Source organism: Paenibacillus sp. FSL F4-0097, from assembly GCF_038593125.1.
Lineage (GTDB): Bacteria > Bacillota > Bacilli > Paenibacillales > Paenibacillaceae > Paenibacillus_AQ > Paenibacillus_AQ odorifer.
Genome location: NZ_CP151965.1, coordinates 5,447,686 through 5,471,237, shown reverse-complemented (window position 1 = coordinate 5,471,237; position 23,552 = coordinate 5,447,686). Strand labels below are relative to the sequence as shown.

The 23,552-nt window shown below is 41.6% G+C and carries 19 protein-coding genes; all 19 read left to right on the top strand.

From position 1 onward, the window contains the following. Nucleotides 1–6 precede the first annotated feature (6 nt). Entirely contained in the window at nt 7–1,158 is a 1,152-nt protein-coding gene (locus MHH86_RS24555; RefSeq protein ID WP_342479455.1) for a glycosyltransferase family 4 protein, read from the top strand. Further along, nucleotides 1,155–2,171, top strand: coding sequence for a glycosyltransferase (locus MHH86_RS24550; RefSeq protein WP_342479454.1), 1,017 nt, complete (start codon nt 1,155–1,157; stop codon nt 2,169–2,171). Before MHH86_RS24555 ends, MHH86_RS24550 begins: the two co-directional genes overlap by 4 nt. Nucleotides 2,172–2,184: 13 nt before the next feature. Further along, entirely contained in the window at nt 2,185–3,519 is a 1,335-nt protein-coding gene (locus MHH86_RS24545; protein WP_342479453.1) for an O-antigen polymerase, read from the top strand. Between the two features lie 225 nt (nt 3,520–3,744). Next, nucleotides 3,745–4,281, top strand: a complete 537-nt coding sequence (locus tag MHH86_RS24540; RefSeq protein ID WP_342479452.1) for an acyltransferase — start codon at nt 3,745–3,747, stop codon at nt 4,279–4,281. Between the two features lie 53 nt (nt 4,282–4,334). Next, nucleotides 4,335–5,780: an oligosaccharide flippase family protein gene (locus MHH86_RS24535; protein ID WP_342479451.1), complete on the top strand. Its 1,446-nt coding sequence runs from the start codon at nt 4,335–4,337 to the stop codon at nt 5,778–5,780. A 36-nt stretch (nt 5,781–5,816) separates the two neighbouring features. Further along, entirely contained in the window at nt 5,817–6,986 is a 1,170-nt protein-coding gene (locus MHH86_RS24530) for a nucleotide sugar dehydrogenase (protein WP_076137794.1), read from the top strand. A gap of 62 nt (nt 6,987–7,048) precedes the next feature. Next, nucleotides 7,049–7,927, top strand: coding sequence for a glucose-1-phosphate thymidylyltransferase RfbA (gene rfbA, locus MHH86_RS24525; protein ID WP_036685112.1), 879 nt, complete (start codon nt 7,049–7,051; stop codon nt 7,925–7,927). A 20-nt stretch (nt 7,928–7,947) separates the two neighbouring features. Then, a complete protein-coding gene (gene rfbC / locus MHH86_RS24520; RefSeq protein ID WP_076129409.1) occupies nt 7,948–8,508 on the top strand; it encodes a dTDP-4-dehydrorhamnose 3,5-epimerase in 561 nt (186 codons plus the stop codon). Between the two features lie 28 nt (nt 8,509–8,536). Then, on the top strand, nt 8,537–9,532 hold the full coding sequence (rfbB, locus tag MHH86_RS24515; RefSeq protein ID WP_036685119.1) for a dTDP-glucose 4,6-dehydratase: 996 nt from the start codon (nt 8,537–8,539) through the stop codon (nt 9,530–9,532). A 72-nt stretch (nt 9,533–9,604) separates the two neighbouring features. Then, on the top strand, nt 9,605–10,180 hold the full coding sequence (locus tag MHH86_RS24510) for a YdcF family protein (RefSeq protein WP_342479450.1): 576 nt from the start codon (nt 9,605–9,607) through the stop codon (nt 10,178–10,180). Between the two features lie 841 nt (nt 10,181–11,021). Beyond that, nucleotides 11,022–12,419: a glutamyl-tRNA reductase gene (gene hemA, locus MHH86_RS24505; RefSeq protein WP_076099450.1), complete on the top strand. Its 1,398-nt coding sequence runs from the start codon at nt 11,022–11,024 to the stop codon at nt 12,417–12,419. A 5-nt stretch (nt 12,420–12,424) separates the two neighbouring features. Then, on the top strand, nt 12,425–13,252 hold the full coding sequence (ccsA, locus tag MHH86_RS24500; protein WP_036685126.1) for a cytochrome c biogenesis protein CcsA: 828 nt from the start codon (nt 12,425–12,427) through the stop codon (nt 13,250–13,252). A gap of 5 nt (nt 13,253–13,257) precedes the next feature. Beyond that, entirely contained in the window at nt 13,258–13,905 is a 648-nt protein-coding gene (locus tag MHH86_RS24495; RefSeq protein WP_076317204.1) for an NAD(P)-dependent oxidoreductase, read from the top strand. Between the two features lie 1,110 nt (nt 13,906–15,015). Next, nucleotides 15,016–15,969, top strand: a complete 954-nt coding sequence (hemC, locus tag MHH86_RS24490; RefSeq protein WP_076105534.1) for a hydroxymethylbilane synthase — start codon at nt 15,016–15,018, stop codon at nt 15,967–15,969. Between the two features lie 5 nt (nt 15,970–15,974). Next, nucleotides 15,975–17,522: a uroporphyrinogen-III C-methyltransferase gene (gene cobA, locus MHH86_RS24485; protein ID WP_036685196.1), complete on the top strand. Its 1,548-nt coding sequence runs from the start codon at nt 15,975–15,977 to the stop codon at nt 17,520–17,522. 865 nt (nt 17,523–18,387) lie between these two features. Then, nucleotides 18,388–19,386 (top strand): porphobilinogen synthase, encoded by a 999-nt coding sequence (hemB, locus tag MHH86_RS24480; RefSeq protein ID WP_038573042.1) that lies wholly within the window; start codon nt 18,388–18,390, stop codon nt 19,384–19,386. Nucleotides 19,387–19,483: 97 nt separating this feature from the next. Then, entirely contained in the window at nt 19,484–20,770 is a 1,287-nt protein-coding gene (gene hemL / locus MHH86_RS24475; protein WP_036685199.1) for a glutamate-1-semialdehyde 2,1-aminomutase, read from the top strand. After that, on the top strand, nt 20,767–21,702 hold the full coding sequence (locus tag MHH86_RS24470) for an RluA family pseudouridine synthase (RefSeq protein WP_249267762.1): 936 nt from the start codon (nt 20,767–20,769) through the stop codon (nt 21,700–21,702). The genes hemL and MHH86_RS24470 overlap by 4 nt, the downstream gene beginning before the upstream one ends. A 332-nt stretch (nt 21,703–22,034) precedes the next feature. Further along, on the top strand, nt 22,035–23,405 hold the full coding sequence (locus MHH86_RS24465) for a LysM peptidoglycan-binding domain-containing protein (protein WP_076105533.1): 1,371 nt from the start codon (nt 22,035–22,037) through the stop codon (nt 23,403–23,405). Nucleotides 23,406–23,552: the final 147 nt, after the last annotated feature.

Below are 23,552 nucleotides of genomic sequence, written 5' to 3'. Positions count from 1 at the left end.
ATAGAGATGAGAATATGTTACATAGCACATCTAGGAGATTTATCAGGTGCCAATAGGTCTCTAGTGGATTTAGTTTGTGCTGTTCGCAATCTAGGAGTGGACGTTTTTGTGATTACTCCCAAAAAAGGTGAACTGAGTAGAAAACTAGACGAACTTAAGATTGAGAATTTGTGTATTTACTCTGGGTCTTGGTTAGGTGATCTGAAAAAAGAAAAAAAATTTAAGAAGTTGGCGAAGATAGTTATTAATTTATTTGCAGAATATCGTTTCTATTCGTTTTTCAAAAATAACAAATTTAATTTCGATTTAATTCATTACAACTCTTTTATATATGGAGTTGGTGCAAAATCCTTGCTGAAACTTAATATTCCATATGTTTGGCATATTAGGGAATTTCCTGAAGAAACTTTTGGGTTAACATTTTATAATAGAAAAAAAACTTATGAGCTTGTATCGAAGGCAGAAAAAATAATGGCAATCTCTGGTGCGATTTATAATCATTTTTCATTACAGTTTGATAAAAAGAAAATTAAATTGATTTATAATGGTTTAAAGGTGAATAATAATAAAACCGTTCTAAAAAGAAAGTCCAGCAATGATAAAATATCCTGTTTATTGGTTGGAGCAATTGCAGAGGATAAAGGGCAGTATGAAGCAGTAAGAGCTATATCATTTTTAGTTAATAGTGGAGAAGTAGCGAATATTGTCCTACATATAGTTGGTAATATCATTGATGTGCAATATTTTTCGGAAATAAAGAAATACATAGAAGATAATCAGCTAGATGAATATGTTATTTTCCATGGCTATCATACAGATGTTTCAACATTTAGAGAGTTGTGTTCTATAGCATTAATATGTTCTAAAATGGAGGCGTTTGGTAGAGTTACTGTTGAAGCAATGCTTGCTAGGGAGCTGGTAATAGGTTCGAATACTGGTGGAACTATCGAAATAATCAATGATATGGAAACAGGATTAATTTATCATCAAGGTGATTATATTAGTTTAGCAAATAGAATCAAGTACGCTATTCTTAATAAAAATGAAATGGATGAAATAGTGGAGAGAGCCTTTGAACGTGCTGAAAAATCCTTCAGTATAGAACGGACAGCTAGAGAAGTAATTGAACAATATGAAATGATAAGGAGAAAAGAATGATTCCAATTAGCATTATTATGCCAGTCTATAACTCCGAAGAATATATTTCTTTAGCCATTGAAAGTATATTGTCACAAACATTTAAAGAATTTGAATTGATTATAGTAAATGATGGGTCAACGGATAGGTCTGGAGAAATATGTGATTATTATGCTAATCAAGATAATAGAATTAGGGTTGTTCATCAAAATAATAAAGGTATATCTGCTGCAAGAAATAGGGGGATAGAACTCTCAAATGGAGAATATATAACCTTTGCTGATAATGACGATGAGTTTTCAAATGAGCTTTTAGAAGAAAACTATAGTATAGCGAAAAAATACGAAGCTGATATTGTGAAATATGGTATTTCTTATTATGTTGTATCAGAAACAAAAAAGATAAAAGTTCAAATTAGGTCTGGAAAATTTCAAGTTTTATCAAGGGAACAAATAAAGGAAGCTTATTTACTTTTGAAAAAAGATAAGTTTTTAGTGTATGTATGGGACGGCTTATACAAAGCCGAACTTATAAAAAATAAAATTTATTTTAATGAAAAATTAAAATACGGAGGAGAAGATATTGATTTTAATCTTTCTATATTTCCGTTTATAAATAAATTAGCTATAAATCCTACCGAACATTATATACATTATAAACGTTTTTCACATAGTACTGCAGTTAAATTTAATGATAACAAACTTGACGCTTATATAATTAATGCAGAATTGGAATATAAAATGATTAATTCTCAAAGTTTTAAAAATGAAATTTGGAATGAATGTCTGAGTAGTTATATTGTTCAAATTTTGTTTGCACTTACTAAAATAGAAACGAAAAGTATACGCGATAAAATGATTTTTTTGAGAAATATATCGAAGTTAGATTGTTTCAAAGCAAATTATAATTATAGTAAGTTGATTGAACTAGGAAAGAAAAATAAAAAAAAAGCAGTAATACTTACTCTCTACAAACTTAAATTATTTCTTGTTTTATATTTTAGTATGTATATTTTTGGTAATAAGACAAATTGAAAGTGGGCTCTTTATGATATTTATTCTTATCTCCTTTTTATTATTAATGTTCTTTCTGAGCTATTTCATTACCAAAAGGGATTTAATGTCACCTTGGGTGATAAGTTGTTGTATGTTTATTTTGAGTTGTTTATTTATTGTTCCTAATGTCGGTAATTGGAATGTAGATTTGAGTTTAAAAACATTGATGACGATTGGTCTAGGATTATTATCTTTTGGTTTAGGTGAAATGACTGTTAGACGACTTTATAAGACAAAACTTTCTTATCATTATGAAATTTCAAAAAAAAATAATGAAAATATGCCGAGAGAACCTATAAATATTCATACAGTCATTATTGTTCTGTCAATAATTTTCATGTCTGTAGTTACCTTTTTTTACTATAAACAAGTTCTAAATATTGCATATAGCGCAGGTTATTCATCATCATCAAATCTGCCTATGTTAAAATTCGCTAGAATCGCAACAACTAGTTTGGATGAGTTGAATACTAATAAAATTCTAGGTCAATTTGTAATCATATCATACTCATACACTTATTTAATACTCTTTGTGTTACTTTATAATCTTATATTCACAAAATTCAGAAAAAAGTACTTTTTGTATATTGTCCCTATACTGATATATGTAATTCAGATAATACTCACTGGTGGAAGAACGCAATTTATCTATTTAGTTAGCTCAGCTTTTTTAATTAGTGTAATACTTTACAATATTAAAAATGGATGGAAAAATGATAAAAATTTAAAATATTTAAGAATTGGTTTATTTACATTTATTTCGATGTTACTTATTTTTTATCTCCTTGGAAGTTATACAGGCAAGACTGCAAAATTGAACTTAGTTGATACATTATCAATTTATACTGGATCGTCTGTGGTGGCGTTAGATCATTTTTTGCAAAACCCAGGGAGTTCTTCGGAATTTTTTGGTGGAAGTACGCTGTTTGGCATTTACGATATTTTACGTATTTTTGATGGTCATTTTCCTAAATTATTAAAACAAGCAGAGTTTGTTGGAATAGGTAATTATGAAACAAATGTATACACTTCGTACATGAGATACATTAAAGATTTTTCATTTTTTGGTTTTGTACTTATTGAAATTTTCTTGGGAATTTTTTATTCTGCATTGTACTTGAACTTAAGAATAGTGAATAAACCAGGTGTGAATTTGATAATATATGCAATTTTATTTCAAACTATAATTGAATGTTCTATCGAAGAAAGATTTTTCATGAATGTATTATCGCTTGGATATTTAATTCGTATCTTTTATTTGATTTTATTGTACAACTGGCTTGTTAAACCAAAAATTAGGAGATCATGGGTTCGGGATCATCTGTGAGGTTAGTATTTAATAGGGTACGATCATTACTGCATAAACATGACTATTAATAAGAAACTAGTCATTTATTTACACACAAAATATTATTTAATCTAGTTTTGTACTCATGGTTTTATTCTATTTGATTATAAAAAATTATTAACTTTATACTTTTCTCATAAATAAAGTTTGTAGAATTTTTAATTTCTAAACTGACATTATTCTGAATTGTTCGAGGTGAACTAATTGTTTAGGAAGATTTTTGGTTTTAGCAGGTATTTATATTACAAATTAAAAAGTTTATTATTAAATAATGGGAATATATCTTTCAATACTCGTATATTACTCCCAATAAGTCTGAACTTTGAAGTTCACAAAAAGTCGGAAGTTAAATTAGGGAAAGTGATTTTCAATAAAAATGTATCTATAAGAGTTCGAGAATCTGCAAAACTAATTATTGGAACTGGGGTGAACTTTAATAATGCTTGTATAGTTACGTGTAGAGGAGATATTAATATTGGCAATAATGTCCTGTTTGGACCTAATGTTATGGTTTTTGATCATGATCATGATTATTTGGCAAAAGATTATGCGAATAATTTTAAAATAGGAAAGATTGTTATAGAAGATAACGTGTGGATAGGTGCGAATGTAATAATTCTGAAAAATACTACTATCAAGAAAAATTCAGTGATTGCCGCAGGTACTGTGGTTCGAGGTACCGTGGAAGAAAACTCAATAGTTTATAATAAAAGAGATATCATACAAAAAGCGAAGGGATAATCTATTTTTTTATGTTTTAAAATATCACTTTACATATTGGTTTTGATTTAAAAATGAATAAGAATGTTGAGGTTAGAGCTTTGAATACTAGAGCAAAAAGTGTAATGAAAAACTTATCATATACTCTCACTTCAAACCTCGTCTCTTTAGCTATTTCCAGTCTAGTTGTTCTAGTTGTCCCTAAATTAATAGGTGTAGAAGAATATGGATATTGGCAATTGTATATGTTCTTTACTTCATATGTCGGTTTTTTACATTTTGGATGGAATGATGGAATATATTTAAGATACGGTGGGGATAATTACCGAGATTTAGATAAAAAGTTATTTTTTTCACAATTCTTAATGCTTACTATCTCTCAAATTTTGATTGCATGTTTAATTGTAGTTTTTACTTTACTAAATATACATGATTCTGATAGAAATTATATTATTAGAATGACGGCCCTTTGTCTATTAGTTGTTAACGTTCGGTACATGTTCTTATACATTCTTCAAGCTACTAACAGGATAAAAGAGTACGCAAAAATTACAATGTTGGATAGAATTGTTTATGTTATTTTGATAGTTTTGTTTTTGCTTCTTGGTATCAGAGATTATAAACTGATAATAGTAGCGGACATTAGCGCAAAGTTTGTTTTTTTATTGTATGCAATGTATTGTTGCAAAGAAATTGCATTTCAAAAACTATCTACATTTTATTTTAATTTTATAGAGATGTTCGAAAATATTAAGGTTGGAATAAAATTGATGTTTTCAAATATCGCAAATATTATGATAATTGGTGTAGTACGGTTTGGGATTGAACGTTTTTGGGGAGTATCTACATTTGGAAAAATTTCACTAACGTTTAGCGTTTCGAATTTAATGATGATTTTCATTAATGCAATTGGGATAATAATGTTTCCACTATTAAAGAGAACTGATGAGAGGAAAATCTCGAATTTATACCTTACTATAAGAGATTTTTTGTTAGTCGCTACTTTGGGAGTATTATTTTTATACTTTCCTATGAAATCTATACTCACCTTATGGTTACCAGATTACGCAGATACGTTAATGTATATGTGCTTATTATTTCCAATGTGTATTTTTGAAGGTAGAACGGCTGTGTTAATTAATACATATTATAAGGCCATGAGAAAAGAATCCTTGTTGTTGAAAATTAATTTAATTTCTTTATTCATTAGCATTTTAATAACAGTGATAACAACTTTAATTCTACAGAATTTACATTTTGCTGTTCTTTCGATATTGTTATTGTTGGCATTTAGATCTATATTTGCAGAAATTCTATTATGTAAAAGTTTAGAATTATCAATAATGAAAGATATTATTCTTGAATTAATTGTCGTGGCTCTTTTTGTTATTAGTGGTTGGTTTTTTTCCTCTTTAATTGGTGGAATTGTATATATAGTTGTTTATTTTACATTTCTAATCATGAAAAGGAGGGATATTGCTAAATCGTTTAACAAATTAAAACAATTTATGAGTACATAAATACAGAAAAATTAGTTTAGGAGGTATTTATATTAAATGGCCAAAATAACTATAGTTGGTATCGGGTACGTTGGACTATCAAATGCAATACTTCTAGCTCAAAATAATGAAGTTATAGCGCTCGATACTATACAGGATAAAGTTGATATGATTAATAATAAGATATCACCGATATGTGATCGTGAAATAGAAGAATATTTAAGTACTAAAGAATTAAATTTATTTGCAACTACTAACTACCGTAAAGCCTATGAAAATGCAGAATTTATTATTATAGCAACACCTACCAATTATGATACTGAAAAAAATTATTTTAATACACAAACTGTTGAAAAGGTTATTAACGATATAATCTCTGTAAACAATAAGGCTTTAATAATAATTAAATCTACAGTGCCTGTTGGATACACACAGAAAGTTAGAGAAATGTTTAAAACGGAAAATATTATATTTTCACCGGAGTTTTTGAGGGAAGGCAAAGCATTATATGACAATTTATTTCCAGCACGTATTATAGTTGGCGAAAGATCTGAAAGAGCTGAAAAAGTAGCCAGTTTTTTTGTAAATGGAGCTACTAAGGACAATATACCAGTACTTTTAACTGATTCTACAGAAGCTGAGGCTATTAAATTATTTGCTAATACATATCTTGCAATGAGAGTTGCATTTTTTAACGAACTGGATACGTACGCAGAAGTAAGAGGTTTAGACACAAAACAGATAATTGAGGGAGTTGGAATGGATCCTAGGATAGGAAATCATTACAATAATCCTTCATTTGGTTATGGTGGGTATTGTTTACCTAAAGACACAAAACAGTTATTGGCTAACTACTCGGATGTCCCTAATAATATTATGACTGCAATAGTAGATGCTAATAGAACAAGAAAAAACCATATAGCTGAAATGATATTAGCTAGAAAGCCTCAGATTGTTGGTATTTACAGACTTACTATGAAAATGGATTCGGATAACTTTAGGCAGTCTTCTATTCAAGGGGTTATGAAATGTATTAAGGAGAAAGGTGTTGAAGTTGTTTTATATGAACCTTCTCTAGATGAAATAAAATTCAATCAATCAAGAGTTATTAAGAACTTCAATGAATTTAAAAGTATCTCTGATGTTATTGTTGCCAATAGAATGTCTGATGAGATTAAAGATGTTAAGGAAAAAGTGTATACGAGAGATTTATTCAGCAGGGACTAGAATTAATATGTTAAAATTAGGTTTTTCTATATATATTCTAAAAAGAAGAAGAGGTGGCATGAATGAAAGGCATTATCCTAGCAGGCGGCAGCGGTACGCGCCTATATCCATTAACAATGGTCACAAGCAAGCAGCTTTTACCTATTTACGACAAACCAATGATCTACTATCCACTATCTACATTAATGCTAGCGGGCATTAAAGAAATTCTTATTATTTCAACTCCAGAGGACACGCCTAGATTTGAAAGTTTATTAGGTGACGGTTCTCAATTTGGCATCTCATTACAATACAAAGTTCAACCAAGTCCTGATGGTTTAGCGCAGGCTTTTATTTTGGGTGAATCTTTTATAGGTGATGATTCAGTTGCTATGATCCTTGGAGATAATATCTACTATGGAAATGGAATGCGGAAGATGTTGCAACGTGCTTCTTCTAAACAACAAGGAGCAACGGTGTTCGGATATCATGTGCAAGATCCAGAGCGCTTCGGTGTGGTAGAATTTAATGAAGAAGGTAAAGTATTGAGCGTAGAAGAAAAACCAACACAGCCAAAATCTAACTACGCAATTACTGGTCTATATTTTTATGATAACAGAGTTATTGAGATTGCTAAGAACGTTGAGGTCTCTTCACGTGGAGAATTGGAGATTACCTCCATTAATGAAGCTTATTTAAATCTTGGTGAGCTTGATGTGGAACTCCTAGGTCGGGGATTCACCTGGTTAGATACAGGAACTCATCAAAGTCTTGTCGACGCAACTAACTTTGTACGGACTATTGAAGATCATCAAGGAATCAAGATCGCCGCTCCGGAGGAAATTGCATATATTAATGGATGGATTACTAAAGAACACTTGTGGAATTGCGGGGAGAAGTTAAGTAAGACGGGGTATGGTCAGTATTTGATGAAAGTAGCTACAGGTAAAATACAATACTAATAACTGAAAGTGTGGCAGTGATGAAAATTACAGAAACCTTATTGCAAGGCGTATTAGTCGTTGAACCGGCTGTTTTTGGGGACCACCGCGGTTGGTTTATGGAGACGTATAGCGGAGCTAAGTTTAAAGAGCATGGAATAGATATGGAGTTTGTACAAGATAACCAATCCTACTCTGCGACTAAAGGAACATTACGTGGTTTGCACTATCAATTACATCCCAAGGCACAGACGAAATTGGTTCGTTGTACACGTGGTGCTATTTTTGATGTAGCCGTAGATATCAGAAAAGGTAGTCCTACCTATAGTAAATGGTTCGGCATTGAACTGAATGCTGAGAACAAAAAGCAACTGCTGATCCCAAAAGGATTCGCCCATGGATTCATGACGCTAACAGAAGACGTAGAGGTTCAGTATAAGTGCGATGAGCTTTATGCCCCGGAATGTGATGGGGGTATTCTGTGGAATGATCCTTCTATTGGCATCGAATGGCCTCTTCATATTACACCGGTATTATCTGCCAAGGATGAGAAGGCGCCTTTATTAAAAGATGCTAATTTGAATTTTTTTTACAATAACTAATAAAGCTAATAGATCGGGAGTGCGTTCATTGAGTAAGCAAAAGATGCTGGTTACGGGTGGTGCCGGATTTATTGGAGGCAACTTCGTACAGTATATGGTAGATAAATATCCGCATTATGATATTGTGAATTTGGATTTGCTAACTTATGCGGGTGATCTAACGAAGCATAAGGATATTGAGTCCAAATCCAACTATCGGTTTGTTCAAGCTGATATTGCTGACCGAGAGGCAATATTGTCTCTTTTTGAGTTGGAAAAATTCGATTATGTTGTTCATTTCGCTGCGGAGAGCCATGTCGATCGCTCAATTACTGATCCTGCGATATTCGTTCGTACGAATGTTATGGGGACACAGGTACTACTGGATGCAGCTAAAAAATTCGGCATTACTAAATTCCTCCATGTCTCTACGGATGAAGTGTATGGCGAACTCGATTTTGATCCTACTGTATTTTTTACCGAAGAAACACCTTTGCAGCCTAACAGTCCTTATAGTGCTAGCAAAACAGCGTCTGATTTGTTAGTTCGTGCGTATTATGAGACCTTTGATTTACCAATGAACATAACACGCTGCTCGAACAATTACGGCCCCTATCATTTTCCTGAGAAACTGATTCCACTAACCATTTCAAGAGTATTAAACGAAGAGAAGGTTCCTGTATACGGAGATGGAAAAAATATTCGCGACTGGCTCCATGTCTGGGATCACTGTGCGGCCATTGACCTTGTCGTGCACCAAGGAGTAAGCGGTGAAGTTTATAATGTAGGTGGTCATAATGAGAGAACTAATCTTGAAGTAGTTAAGACGATTATCAGTACCTTGGGGAAATCTGAAGATTTGATTGAATTTGTAACAGATAGATTAGGACATGATAAACGCTACGCCATTGATCCAACGAAACTTGAGAATTTAGGTTGGAAGCCAACTTATACTTTTGAGACCGGAATTGCGCAGACGATCCAATGGTATATTGATAATGCTGAATGGTGGCAACAAATCCTTAGTAACGAATCGCATAAGTGATTTATGCACGACTTAACGGTTAAGAAAAGAAAAGGTAATTTAATTAATAAAAGATTGGTCCTTTTCGTTTGCTTGCTATTGTTAATTACTGGTTTATTCAGTGCAGGCCGCTTCTTAGCACTATCTGAACCTCCCAAACAATCAGATGTCATCATCGTCCTAAGCGGAGGCCAAGGTCGTGTGGAGCAGGCAGCTGAGTTATATAAAGCAGGCTATGCTCCTTATATAATTCTTTCCAATGCTAAAGAGTCAACGAGTAAATCGGGTGATATGATCCAAACCGCCCTAGCTTTAGGCATACCACAGGACGTTATTTATACCGAGAACGCGGCGGATAGCACTTATCAGAATGCCGAGTACACTCTTCCTATAATGAAAGAATACGGTTTTAAATCTGCGATTGTTGTTTCCTCTGACTTTCACATGCGGAGGGTGAAATTTCTTTTTGGTCGTGTGTACAAAAAATCGGAGATTGAGCTGACGTATGTGGGTTCTGCATCAGGATATAACGCTAAACGCTGGTGGAGTGACCGAAAGAGTAGAGAAACAACGTTCAATGAGTATGTAAAAATGATCGGCAACACCTTTGGTTACAATGGTCCGGAGGCAAAAAGTACCCTTGATCAGATTAAGAACTGGTTTCGCTAATCTGCTGTAGAACGTTCACACTATAATCCGACAAAAACAGTTTTTTTCTTATCTTGGCTTAAGGCGCATTACGACAAACAATATTGTTTAATAGTTTTATACTTATAACTATATCAATATTATTCTCGTGGGAGAGACGCCAAATGCCAAATTACTATTTTAAAGAAATATGGACGCCTTTAAAATTAGTGAATATTCGTTTTTATCTAGATGATGAAAATCGTGTTTGGGTTAAAGTTTGGTCTAAGCATCGGCGACTTCTAAAAAGAGTAGAGTCTACTATATAATTAATATTTTTGTCCAACTTCCGAGGTGATCTCATGAGTCAAGACAATTTAGTTTGTAAATCATGTGGGAATACTACATTCGCTAAAGGCGAAATGAGCAACGGATATGCTAACGTCATGCCTATTGGGAAAGCCTTCTCTTTTGGCTCACCAGTTATCTTCACATTTTGCAAAAGGTGTGGAGAAGTAGCGTCGATAAAAGTTAAGAAACCTGAGAAGTTTTAAGTCACTTAGCAGTGACTTATTTTTTTTGGAGAACGGACTTTTTGACGATTTTAAGAACTAGTAGGCCATAATATTTCATTCTCACTTCCACAACCTTATAAATTAGCTAAAAATAACTCATCCTAACCGTAGCGAACCTACGGTTTTTTATTTATAATAATTATTATCTGGATTTCATAAAGCGTTCAAAAAATCTGTAAAAAGTCTTATTTTCGTGTGATATACTTAACACAGTGTTTTGGGATGTTGTGAAAGTGAACGGTAAGTAAGATATTAATTTATATAACTGGATTTCAGCAACTTATAGAGACTAGGATGGTGAACTATCGATGCACATCGTCGTCGTTGGCCTGAATTATCGTACGGCTCCCGTGGAGGTTCGGGAACAGTTTGCTTTTGCGGAAAGTGACCTTCCGGCAGCGCTCCATCAACTGATGAAGACGAAGGGTGTGCTAGAAGGGGTCTTAGTAGCTACTTGCAACCGTACGGAAATTTATGTGGTGATGGACCGCCTTCATATGGCTGGTTATTTCATCCGCGGCTTTATGGAGCAATGGTTTGGTGTGAAAAGCGAGCAATTTACTCAGCATATGTATATTTATGAAGACGAACAGGCGATTGCGCATTTGTTCCGCGTGACCTGCGGTCTGGATTCCATGGTGATTGGGGAGACGCAGATCCTGGGACAGGTGCGGAGTTCTTTTCTCACAGCTCAGGCTGAGGGTGTAACTGGAACTTGGTTCAATCGGTTGTTCAAGCAAGCGGTGACGCTGGGCAAAAGAGCACATAGTGAAACGTCAATCGGCGAGAGTGCAGTATCTGTCAGTTATGCGGCTGTGGAGCTGGGCAAGCGGATTTTTGGCATGTTCACTGGGAAAAAAGTGCTGATTCTCGGCGCCGGAAAAATGAGCGAGCTTACCGTGAAGCATCTATACAGTAGTGGTGCGGCAGAAGTGATTGTCGCTAACCGTACGCTGTCGCGTGCGATTGAATTGGCGGAGAAGTTCTCGGGTAAGCCGAGCACGATTGAAGATGCGTTAACAACTCTAAATGAAGTAGATATCGTGATCAGCTCAACAGGAGCAGATGGGTATGTGCTTACGGCTGATAAGGTAGCGCATGCTATGAAACGCCGCCCTTCGCGGCCGCTTTTTATGATTGATATTGCTGTACCACGTGATATTGATCCTGCGGCGGCAAATGTGCCGGATGTTTTTTTGTATGATATTGATGATCTGGAGGGCATTGTGGAGAACAATCTGGAAATGCGCCGAAGTGAAGCTGCGAAGATCGAAGTGATGATCAGCGAGGAAATGGATGAGTTCCAGCTGTGGCTCAAGACGCTTGGGGTAAGACCGGTGATCCGGGCGCTCCAGGATAAATCGAATACGATTCATGAAGAAACGATGGAGAGTCTGTTCAATAAGCTGCCCGAGCTGGACGAGCATCAGCGGAAAGTAATCCGCCGTCTGACTAAAAGTATCGTGAACCAGATGATGCATGATCCGATCAATGTAATTAAAGAGCTGTCCGGCGGTAAGCAGGGGAATGAAGCTCTTGATTATTTTTCCAAAATCTTTGCGTTGCAGGAACAGCTCAAATCCGATTCAGATGATGGAGATATTGCCTCGGTTAAGGAGTCTAGTTCTGGAGAACGTACGGCTGGCAGCGCTGATTTTTCTGTGCCTAAAACGGCGCTTGCTCCGGCAGGCTTGCTGGGTGGGTGAATAATATGCAACTGCTGAACGGAATATATGATGCCGCTCTGCTGGTCTATGCCCTGAGCCTGCTGTTTGTTTTCTCGGATTGCCTTAAAAGGAGTCCGGGTGGGAAGCGGCTAGGCACGGGGCTTCTTGTTGTTGTAGGTCTTTTGCAAGTTGCAGGACTTGGAATTCGTTTCTCTCAGGAGAAAGGCCTGCCTATTTTCACACCTTATGATTTCTTGTTTTGGTTTGCGTTTAGTATTGTGCTGACTTCGCTTGCGGTGGCTTTTACACGTGGAGGCGAGTTTACGATTTTGCTGCTCAGTATGGCCGGGTTTAGTGTTTTTCTGCTTAATCGGGTGTGGCTGACGGCGGGTGGGCATACGCTTGAGACTTGGAGTGCGGTGTATGGCTGGCTGACGATGCATGTGATTTTGGCAAATATGAGTTTTGCAGCACTGACGTTAGGGACGGTTTTTGCAATATTGTACTTGTTCCTGCACACCAGACTCAAAAGCAAGAAATGGAGCGACCGGATCCGTCGTTTGCCGAACCTGGAGACTACAGATAAATACTCTTACACCGCTATTTTGGTGGGCACTCCTTTGCTGGGAATATCACTGGTGGTGGCTGGTTTATCTATAGTATCTGAGGGACGGACGCTTTTATTGAAGGATTTAAAAGTATTAACGACTCTTATCGGTCTTGGGATTTACATATTTTATATTATCTTTAAGAAGTCCGGGCGGAAAAGTGGAGTAAGTATGGCTCGCTGGGCGATTTTAGGATATGCTTTTATTATCTTAAATTTTCTGTTGAATTCTTGGTCTGATTTTCACGGTTGGAGCGGGGAGTGAGGGGCATGACGCGTTATTTACCCATAATGCTGGATTGTGAAGGGCAGCACTGTGTGGTTATTGGCGGTGGTGTCGTGGCTGAACGTAAGGTGAGCGGGCTGTTGGAAGCTGGAGCGGCGGTTAAGGTGATTAGTCCTTCTTTGACAGATCCGCTTGATTCTCTAGCTGAAAAAGGTCTTCTGATCTGGATGGACCGTACTTATGCTCCCGGAGATCTCCGTGGGGCCTTTCTCGTATATGCAGCCACTAACGATAGGGCGGTTAATGAAGAGGTTGCGCGGGAGTCTAGACGGCTTGGAATTCATGTGAATGTGGCCAGTCATGCGGAAGCGGGAAACTTTATCACGCCCGGAGTGGTTCGGAGGGGACGTTTGACGGTAGCTGTATCTACTTCGGGTGCTGGCCCGCTTGCGGCAACGAAGATCAAAAATGTGCTTGAAAAAGCGCTGGATGCGGCGTATGAGCCATATTTGGATTTTGTGCATGCCATGCGTACCCGGATTAAGGAAAAAGAACCTTCTACTGAAGTTCGTGGAAGGCTTTTGCGGAAGCTTGGCACGCTGGATGTGTTGAACGAGATGAGTAAGGGTACCTTCATAGCGTGGAGCCCGGAGGATATGGACGCTTGGATTGCTCAGCAACGGGTGGAGTAAAAGTGCGCGTGGACACTGTAAAGATTAGAAAATTGGGTTAGATTAAGATATGAAGTGATGAGCGGTTGTTTGGGTAACCATAATGAATAGCTGAATTGGCTCGTAGTGGCTAGCATGGCGAAATGTACGGTATAAATACTGTTAAATTGGGATGAAGTAGCTGGAATGGCGGAATGTGCGGTATAAATACTGTTGAATTGGCTCGTAGTGGCTAGGATGGCGAAATGAGCGGTATAAATACTGTTGAATTGGGTTGAAGTAGCTAGTTTGGTGAAATGAACGGTATAAATCCCGTTGAACTGGGTTGAAGTAACTGGAATGGCGAAATGAGCGGTATAAATACTGTTGAATTGGGTTGAAGTAGCTAGTTTGGTGAAATGAACGGTATAAATCCCGTTGAACTGGGTTGAAGTAGCTGGAAGGGCGAAATGAACGGTATAAATCCCGCTGAATTGGCACGTAGTGGCTAGGATGGCGGAATGAACGGTATAAATACTGTTGAATTGGCTCGTAGTGGCTAGGATGGCGAAATGAGCGGTATAAATACTGTTGAATTGGGTTGAAGTAGCTAGTTTGGTGAAATGAACGGTATAAATCCCGTTGAATTGGTATGAAGTGGCTGGATTGGTGAAATGAACGGTATAAATCCCGTTGAACTGGGTTGAAGTAACTGGAATGGTGAAATGAACGGTATAAATCCCGTTGAATTGGGCTGAAGTAACTGGAATGGTGAAATGAACGGTATAAATCCCGTTGAATTGGGTTGAAGTAGCTAGTTTGGTGAAATGAACGGTATAAATACTGTTGAATTCGGCTGAAGTGGCTTAGAGGGTGGAATGAACGGTATAAATCCCGTTGAATTGGACTTAAGTAGCTGTGATGGCGGAATGAACGGTAACAATGCCCTCTAAACGAGCCACAGTCGCCGAAGGAGCCAAATGAAAGGCAAGAATGCCTCAGGTTGGTGGGAGTCATCCGAAGTAGCGAATTCAAAGGCAATAATGCCTTTTTTAGAGTGAGAGTAGTTAATTGGTTAGTTTGGGTTTGGATTTCTAGTGCAAGGTTCTGTGGTGAAGAGTAAGAGGCGAACGTTACCAGGAGGAATGGACAATGCGTAAGGTTATAGTGGGGAGTAGACAGAGCGCGCTTGCGTTGACGCAAACGGGACATGTGATTGCTGATTTGGAGCGACTTAGCGAAGAGCATGGTTTTGGATTTACTTTTGAAGTGAAAAAGATCGTCACCAAAGGTGACCGCATTCTTGACGTTACTTTATCCAAGGTAGGCGGCAAAGGGTTGTTCGTGAAGGAAATCGAGCAAGCGATGCTGGAAAAAGAAATCGACATGGCGGTGCACAGCATGAAGGATATGCCATCCGAGTTACCGGATGGGCTGATCAATGGTGCTGTGCCGAAGCGTGTCGATCCGCGTGATGTTTTGATCTCTAACGGAGGCGTCTCGCTAGACGAGCTGCCTCAGGGTGCACGCGTAGGCACAAGCAGCCTACGCCGATCCAGCCAGCTTGCTGCGCTGCGGCCTGATCTGGTCATTGAGCCCGTGCGCGGCAACATTGACTCGCGGCTGCGCAAGCTGGAGAGCGGGGAATACGACGCAATCCTGCTGGCAGCGGCGGGGCTGTCGCGCATGGGCTGGCAGGATCGCGTGAGCGCCTACCTGCCGCCGGAGGTTTGCCTGCCCGCAGTAGGGCAGGGTGCACTCGGCATCCAGTGCCGCGCAGATGACGCTGACCTGCGGAAGCTGCTGGCGTTATACAACGATGCCGATACGGCGTTGACGGTAGCGGCGGAGCGCACGTTCCTTGGCGTGCTGAATGGCGGCTGCCAAGTGCCGATTGGTGCTCATGCGGTGCTTGACGCAGCCGACAAAGCTGCTACCGCTGAGCACAAAGTAATCTCGTTAACGGGGATGGTGGGAACACCGGACGGTTCAACGATTTTGAAAGAAACTTGCACGGGGATTGACCCGGTACAGCTCGGCGAAGAAGTCGCTAAAAAGCTGATTGCAAGAGGAGCGGAGAAGATACTGTCAGACGTTAGGGGATGAGTGGATTGACGGGGAAGGTTTATTTGGTAGGTGCAGGTCCCGGGGACGCAAAGCTGATTACTGTGAAAGGCCTCGAGTGTATCCAAAAAAGCGACGTACTGGTGTATGATCGCTTGGCAAGTCCTAGATTGCTGAAATGCATGAAACCCGGCGGGGAGAAGATTTATGTGGGCAAGCTCCCGGATCGCCACACGATGAAGCAGGAAGAGATTAATCAATTGTTAGTTGATTTGGCTTTACAGGGGAAAACAGTGGTGCGGCTTAAGGGTGGGGACCCTACGATTTTTGGCCGAGTGGGTGAAGAAGCGGAGCTGCTGCGCAAAAATGGGATCTATTACGAAATCGTACCAGGCATCACGTCAGCGATCAGTGTACCTGCCTATGCGGGTATACCTGTTACGCACCGCGATCATGCCTCTTCCCTGTCGATTATCACCGGGCATGAGAGTCCGGATAAACTGGATCATTCCATACATTGGGATAAAGTAACGAACGCCACAGGCACGTTAGTGTTTCTGATGGGCGTAGCTAAAATAGGTTATATCAGCGCTCAGCTGATCAAGCACGGGCGGCCGCCAGAAACACCAGTGGCACTTGTGCGCTGGGGCACCCGCGCGGATCAGGAGACGCTGACGGGAACCCTCGCCGATATTGAGGCGAAGGTGAAGGCGGCGGATTTTCAGCCGCCGGCAGTCATCGTCGTCGGCGACGTGGTGCTGCAGCGTGAGCAGCTGAAGTGGGTCGAGGCGATGCCGTTATTCGGCAAACGCATCGTGGTGACACGGGCTCGCAGCCAAGCAAGCGAGCTGGTGGATAGAATTGAAGAACTCGGCGGGGAACCCTACGAGTTCCCGGTGATCGAGACGATCATGCCGGAAGGGGCAGAGAAGAAGGCGAAGATTGCAGCGGCGTTTGGCGCGCTGGAATCGTATGACTGGGTATTCTTCACTAGCCCGAACGGCGTGGAGTTTTTTTGGCGCCACTTGGCGGAGCTGGGGGCGGACATTCGCGGGCTACACCGCGCGCGTATTGCAGCGGTGGGGCCAGGCACAGCCGCCGCGCTGGCGCAGCGCGGGGTGATCGCTGAGGAACTTCCGGCGAAGTTTCAGGCGGAAGGTCTGATTGAGACGTTCGGTCCCCAGCTGCTGCCGGGGCAGAACGTGCTTTTGCCGCGCGGCGATCTGGCGCGGGACTGGCTGCCGGACAAGCTGAGAGAGCTTGGCCTTCAGGTGACAGACGTGGATACTTATGAGACGGTTGTCACTGGTGAGGATGACGACGAGTTGTTGAAGCTGCTAGAGGAAGGTCGCGTACACGCGGTAACCTTCACCAGCTCGTCAACCGTGCGTAATTTCATACACATCCTGAAACGGATGGGACTTGAAGATCCGCTCCCGCTACTTGCAAACGTGAAAATCGCCTGCATCGGCCCGTTAACGGAGCAGACTGCGGTAGACGCGGGACTGACACCGGGACTCTTGCCTGAAGAGGCAACCATAGATGGTTTGGTGCAGGAGCTCTGCCGCTGGAATGCGGAGACTCAGCTGCAGTAGCGCTCGGATCGAGGATAGAACGAAGCAATAGTTTACTGGTGAGCTTGGCTTGTTTAGCTTACTTTCTGGTGGGAAGGTAGAAGCTGATTACTCTGCGGGGAGAGTAGTAGCTGTTCAACGGAGAAAGGCAGTGCCTGCTTAGAAATATAGCGCTCAGCTTATAATTAGTTACATTACAGGCTAGAGTTTTGTTCGTAGTTACTAAATAGTTCGTAGTTACATGTGAGTTGGTAGTTACTAAATAGTTGGTGGTTATATGTGAGTTCGTAGTTACTAAATAGTTCGTGGTTACATGTGAGCTGGTAGTTGCTAAATAGTTGGGTTTACGTGTGAATTGGTAGTTGAGTCTGCGCTTACATTTACTAATTGCATGTGTTGGTTTGCTCGCCGTTATATCTACGCTCAAAAGTGCCACATCGCAACCTTCAAGTAACATATAAATTGAACTCCGAAAGTAGTTACTTATGGAGTTCGGAGTATAATATTTGGTTGTAAACTAACTGGTATGTAGAGAATATGCAGTAGGTTAATGTGATCAGATCTGCTTGAATTTTAGTTTTAGTTGTACTTCATACAATTAAATTTCCTATATATCAGCTAAAGTCGAGTTTAGTTGTAGTATGTACAATTAAATATCCGCTAAATGAGGAATCTTCGCTCTTTTGTAATAAATAACTGTAGAGAATGCAACTAAGCTTACAATTAGGACAAAACATCGAGATAGTTGCACAAACTACAACTATACGCAGTTAGCCAGTGGTCGGCGGTTTGGTTGCGGCTAATTTGGACTTGGCTGCGGCTAGTTGTGGTTTGCTGCCAGACACATAATTTGGTTTTATATTTTATTTTTCAGGAGGATGAACAAATGAGCTTTCCAATTACACGTCACCGCCGTTTGCGCGGTTCTGCTGGAATTCGTGGCATGGTGCGGGAGACGATACTGAATGTGCTGGATATGGTACAGCCTATTTTTGTGACTTATGGAACAGGTGTGAAGAATGAGATTAGCTCGATGCCGGGCGTGTATCATTTTTCGCTGGATACGTTAAAAGCAGAAGTGGACGAGATCGCCGCACTAGGCATCCCGGCTGTATTGTTGTTCGGGATTCCTGAGACGAAGGATGCTATCGGTTCTTCCGGTTTTGCAGAGGATGGAATTGTGCAAGAGGCTACTCGCTTGATCAAGCACTGGTACCCAGAGCTGTTGGTCGTTGCAGATACCTGCCTTTGTGAATTTACGGATCACGGACATTGTGGAATGGTGCATACGCATACGGTGAATGGTGTGGTACATGGCGATGTTATCAACGATGCTTCGCTGGAGCTTTTGACTCGTACGGCGGTATCCCAAGCAAAAGCTGGAGCAGATATTATCGCCCCTTCCAACATGATGGATGGATTCGTTCACGCGATTCGTGCGGGACTTGATGAGAACGGTTTTGAGCATGTGCCGATTATGTCGTATTCGGTCAAATATGCTTCGGCATTTTATGGCCCTTTCCGCGAAGCAGCGGATTCAGCGCCACAATTCGGGAATCGCAAAACGTATCAAATGGACCCTGCCAATCTGCGCGAAGCGCTCCGTGAAGCAGAATCCGATGTGTTGGAAGGCGCGGATATGTTAATGGTGAAGCCAGCCCTGGCTTACCTAGATGTGATTCGTACGATTCGTGATCAGTTTGATCTTCCTTTGGTGGCTTATAATGTGAGTGGAGAATATTCCATGGTAAAAGCAGCGGCATTACAAGGCTGGATCGACGAGCAAGCCGTTGTGCTGGAAATGCTGACGGGCATGAAACGCGCTGGTGCGGACATTATTATTACTTATTTTGCAAAAGATGCAGCCCGCTGGCTGCGAGGCTAATCTTCATCACACCAACATCGCGGCAGCTAATATATGTTTGTACAAGCTTGTGTAACCAAGAAGAGAATAGGAGTGAAGATACATGAGTAATGTGCCAATGGCGCGTAAAGAGGAAGCGTCCCGGAAGGCTTTTGATGAAGCAAAACAATATATTCCCGGCGGGGTGAACAGCCCTGTACGGGCGTTTAAATCCGTAGGTCTGACTCCGATTTATGTGGATCATGGGATCGGTTCGCGTATTTTTGATATCGACGGCAACAGCTTTATCGACTATGTGCTCTCATGGGGTCCGCTGATTATGGGTCATGCGCATCCTGAGGTTGTGAAGGCATTGCAGGAGACGGCGGTAAAAGGGACAAGCTTTGGCGCCCCAACGCTACTCGAAACGGAAATGGCAAAAACCGTTGTTGAACGTGTGGCATCTGTAGATATCGTGCGCATGGTTAACTCCGGAACGGAAGCTACGATGAGCGCGATTCGTTTGGCACGTGGTTACACTGGACGCAGCAAGATCTTGAAGTTCGAAGGCTCCTACCACGGTCACGCGGATAGTTTGCTTATTAAGGCTGGCTCTGGTGTAGCTACATTGGGATTGCCGGATAGCCCGGGTGTCCCAGAAGGCGTTGCAATGAATACCATTACGGTTCCTTACAATGATTTGGAGTCCACTCAGATTGCTTTCGAACGTTTTGGCAATGAGATTGCGGCAGTGATCGTAGAGCCGATTGCCGGCAACATGGGCGTTGTTCCACCGCTTCCAGGCTTCCTGGAAGGGCTGCGTAAATTAACTTCTGACAATGGTTCGCTGCTTATTTTTGATGAGGTTATGACAGGCTTCCGTGTTAATCGCGGCTGTGCTCAAGGCTTGTTCGGGATTACTCCGGATATTACTTGTTTTGGCAAAGTTATCGGCGGCGGACTTCCAGTGGGTGCTTATGGCGGGAAAAGAGAGATCATGGAGCAAATCGCTCCTACTGGACCGATTTATCAGGCGGGCACACTAAGTGGTAATCCATTAGCGATGGCAGCCGGATATACTACGCTCAAGCTGTTGACACCGGAAGTATATGACCGACTGGAACAGTTGGGTGCACGTCTGGAAGCGGGTTTGAGAAAGAATTCAATCGAGACTGGCATTCCGCTCACGATCAACCGGGTAGGATCAATGGTTTGTCCATTCTTCACTGAAGGACCTGTAATCAATTTTGAAACGGCTAAGACGAGTGACACGGATCTTTTCCGTCGTTATTTTGGTCATATGGTGAGCCAAGGCATCAGTGTGCCACCTTCACAGTTTGAGGGTATGTTCGTATCGGCTGCACATAGTGAGCAGGATATTGATGATACCATTGAGGGCCATTATAATGCCCTGAAGGCCCTTTGAGCATCGGAGCCGGAGAAACAACCGGTGGTGGCGCTTGGACTCGGCGTGGAGAATGGCTGGAGGTAACACCCGGCAAAATCATTACTGGAGCTGAGGATACGCAGGCGACGATTGATAAGTGGCTGCTAGAAACTGTGGGCATGCCCGAGAAACTTCATCTGCGGTTACGCCGCGAGGGAGGTATTCAGTGGAAAGGTGACCGGCTTCGGCTGGCACTTTTTCCCGATCGTGAAGCGGGGATTGAACCGATATGGGAAGAGCTTGAGGTGCTGTACGAGGATGATTTTTGCCTGGTAGCTCATAAACCAGCTGGGATGGCGGTTCATCCAGATGGCAGTGGAACAGGTGTAACTCTGGATCACCTCGTAGCTGCGCATTATATCACTTCCGGCGAGAGTGTGGCTGTGCGCCATATTCACCGCTTGGACAAAGATACAACGGGTCCGGTGATGTATGCGAAAAATGAGTTCGCACAGTTAGTTCTGGACGAGAATATGCGTGAAAAAAGCATCTCACGGCACTACGCCGCGATCGTCGAAGGCACAGTGCCGCCTGTGCTTAAGGTGATCGATGCCCCGATTGGGCGCGATCGGCATCACGCTGCGCGCAGACGGGTCTCGCCCGGCGGACAATCTGCCGCGACGCGAATCATCGAGCGCGAGGCACTGCATGGCGGAAGCCTGGTGCATGTGCAGCTGGAGACCGGGCGGACGCATCAGATTCGCGTCCATCTCAGCCATATGGGTCATCCCTTGTATGGGGATGAACTATATGGCGGCCCGGTTTGGGCTTCCAGCGCTGCCGGCCGCCATGCCCTGCATGGCGAGTCGTTGTCCTTCCGCCATCCTTGGAGCGGAGAACAGCTGGAAGTCAGCGATCCGTGGCCGGAGGATATGCTGCAGCTGCGAGAGCTGCTGTCTGAAGCACCCTGACGGATACGTAAGCAACTAAAGAACAGTAGAATCAGCAAAGGCTGGTTCTGCTGTTCTTTTTCTATTTTTTTCAGAAAAAAAACATCTATCCATGTCTTATTAATAAAAGCAGCATATAATACTTTGTTCTTACGAAGTAGTGCATCTATCAGCAGGCTGAAGGTTTGATGAGCTCTTAAATTCATGAAATTTATTAGCATCCTGTCCGGTTAGTACTACCAAAGTTGTCATGCCTCTCTGTTTGAAGCATATACATGTGGGGAGTAACATTTTGGGCTTATGCTCTGGGCCTGTCTCAGGGTTAGATTATGCCAAGAAGGAGGACATATCCCGTGTTTGATCAGTCCCACGGCTTGCGGTTTGATATTTACGAACGCATTCACCTTTCGGAAGAGCTTCCGGGAATAGCTGAGCTGGAGGAGGTTGAACTACTTCCGGAAATTCAGGTGATTCAGCGGGAGGATCGGGCCGAGTTATATGGTCAGCTGTTGCTTACCGGGCTTTACCGGAGTGAAGATGACCGAACACAACGTCTGGAGCATGCCATTCCCGTCGAAATCACTGTTCCGCTTACACGCGTCAGCTCGATTGAAGATATTGGGGTGGAGATCGAGAATTTTGATATTGATCTGCTCACGATGCGCACTGTGAATATAACAGGTGTACTATCGCTGCGGGGGATCGGTAGTACGGATCCTCAACCTCAACCGGCCTGGCAGCAAGAGGAGTATACAGTCGCCTATTCTCCTGTTAATGATGACAGGGTGATAGAAGCAACTGCTGAGCACCAAGAACACGAAAATGATACCCTTTATGAAAATTCACAGTGGACCTTTGGTGAAGATGCATCACAGGTTGCTGTAGAAGAACATGAACAGGCCGATGCGGCTGAGGACGCACAGGAGTTACTAGTCTCAAGCGGAGCGGCTCATACGTCCCCTGTAGTCAATTTCTCATCCGCTCAGGAGAAGGACAAGGGCGCAAAAGCCCGGACACATAGTCTAGAGTCACAAGCAGAGGATGCCAAAGCGGGTTTATCCGATTACTGGTTTAAAGCCGAGCCACAGATCAAGGAAGCTGAAGTGTCCCAGCTGAATCAAGCAAGTTATGTGAGCGAAGAGAAGCAGCAGCCGGAAGAGGAATATTCTTTTGCTTCTAGAGAGACCGTTGTTCCAACGGCTAGTGCAGAAGCGAATCAAGATATACCTGTATTTGCTTCTGAGAGTGAGGCTAATCATGAGCTTCATGAACAGGATGAGAACGCTGAACCCATCCATGAGAATGCGAACGAAGTTTTTGTTTCACAAGAGAGTGTGGCTTCTCATGAGGAGAAACAAGATCTTAAGATCGCCTTGGGCAGTAAAAAAGAAGCAGAGGTTCCGGAAAAAGAACATCTCACCTTCTCCTCTTTACTAAGCTCCAGTCGTGTCCGTAAAGAGCAGGAAGCTCTGCAGTCGGAAGGAAACACATCTGCAGCAGTGGACGTTCCAGAGGTTGGTAATAATACGGAATGGAAGAGCAGATTCATTGCCAGCGCGGACGGAGCTAACATGTTCCGCAAAGTTCGGCTGTGTATTGTACAGCGTGAAGAAACACTGGATACCATTGCAGAGAAGTATCAGCTAAGTGCGCGGGAGCTGGTGATGTATAATCGCTTGTCCGGGCAGAGTGTAGAGGAAGGCCAAGTGTTGTACATCCCGTAATCGAATCGTGATGCGTACACAAATGAATAGGTGAATCCCGATCAGGTATTAGGGTCGGGATTTTTGCTGTTTCATTGTTGGAATGAATGCTTCAGAAGAAATAAGTCGAAATTCAGCCTAAAGTCCCGCTGCAAAGGCGTATCCAGG

Excerpts from the sequence above, each read along its gene's own strand:
- hemL (WP_036685199.1), top strand. The coding sequence starts at position 19,484 with ATGGCGCGTAAAGAGGAAGCGTCCCGGAAGGCTTTTGATGAAGCAAAA.
- rfbA (WP_036685112.1), top strand. The coding sequence starts at position 7,049 with ATGAAAGGCATTATCCTAGCAGGCGGCAGCGGTACGCGCCTATATCCA.
- MHH86_RS24535 (WP_342479451.1), top strand. The coding sequence starts at position 4,335 with ATGAATAAGAATGTTGAGGTTAGAGCTTTGAATACTAGAGCAAAAAGT.
- MHH86_RS24530 (WP_076137794.1), top strand. The coding sequence starts at position 5,817 with ATGGCCAAAATAACTATAGTTGGTATCGGGTACGTTGGACTATCAAAT.
- rfbC (WP_076129409.1), top strand. The coding sequence starts at position 7,948 with ATGAAAATTACAGAAACCTTATTGCAAGGCGTATTAGTCGTTGAACCG.
- MHH86_RS24550 (WP_342479454.1), top strand. The coding sequence starts at position 1,155 with ATGATTCCAATTAGCATTATTATGCCAGTCTATAACTCCGAAGAATAT.
- MHH86_RS24555 (WP_342479455.1), top strand. The coding sequence starts at position 7 with ATGAGAATATGTTACATAGCACATCTAGGAGATTTATCAGGTGCCAAT.
- MHH86_RS24545 (WP_342479453.1), top strand. The coding sequence starts at position 2,185 with ATGATATTTATTCTTATCTCCTTTTTATTATTAATGTTCTTTCTGAGC.
- MHH86_RS24495 (WP_076317204.1), top strand. The coding sequence starts at position 13,258 with ATGACGCGTTATTTACCCATAATGCTGGATTGTGAAGGGCAGCACTGT.
- hemB (WP_038573042.1), top strand. The coding sequence starts at position 18,388 with ATGAGCTTTCCAATTACACGTCACCGCCGTTTGCGCGGTTCTGCTGGA.
- hemA (WP_076099450.1), top strand. The coding sequence starts at position 11,022 with ATGCACATCGTCGTCGTTGGCCTGAATTATCGTACGGCTCCCGTGGAG.
- ccsA (WP_036685126.1), top strand. The coding sequence starts at position 12,425 with ATGCAACTGCTGAACGGAATATATGATGCCGCTCTGCTGGTCTATGCC.
- hemC (WP_076105534.1), top strand. The coding sequence starts at position 15,016 with ATGCGTAAGGTTATAGTGGGGAGTAGACAGAGCGCGCTTGCGTTGACG.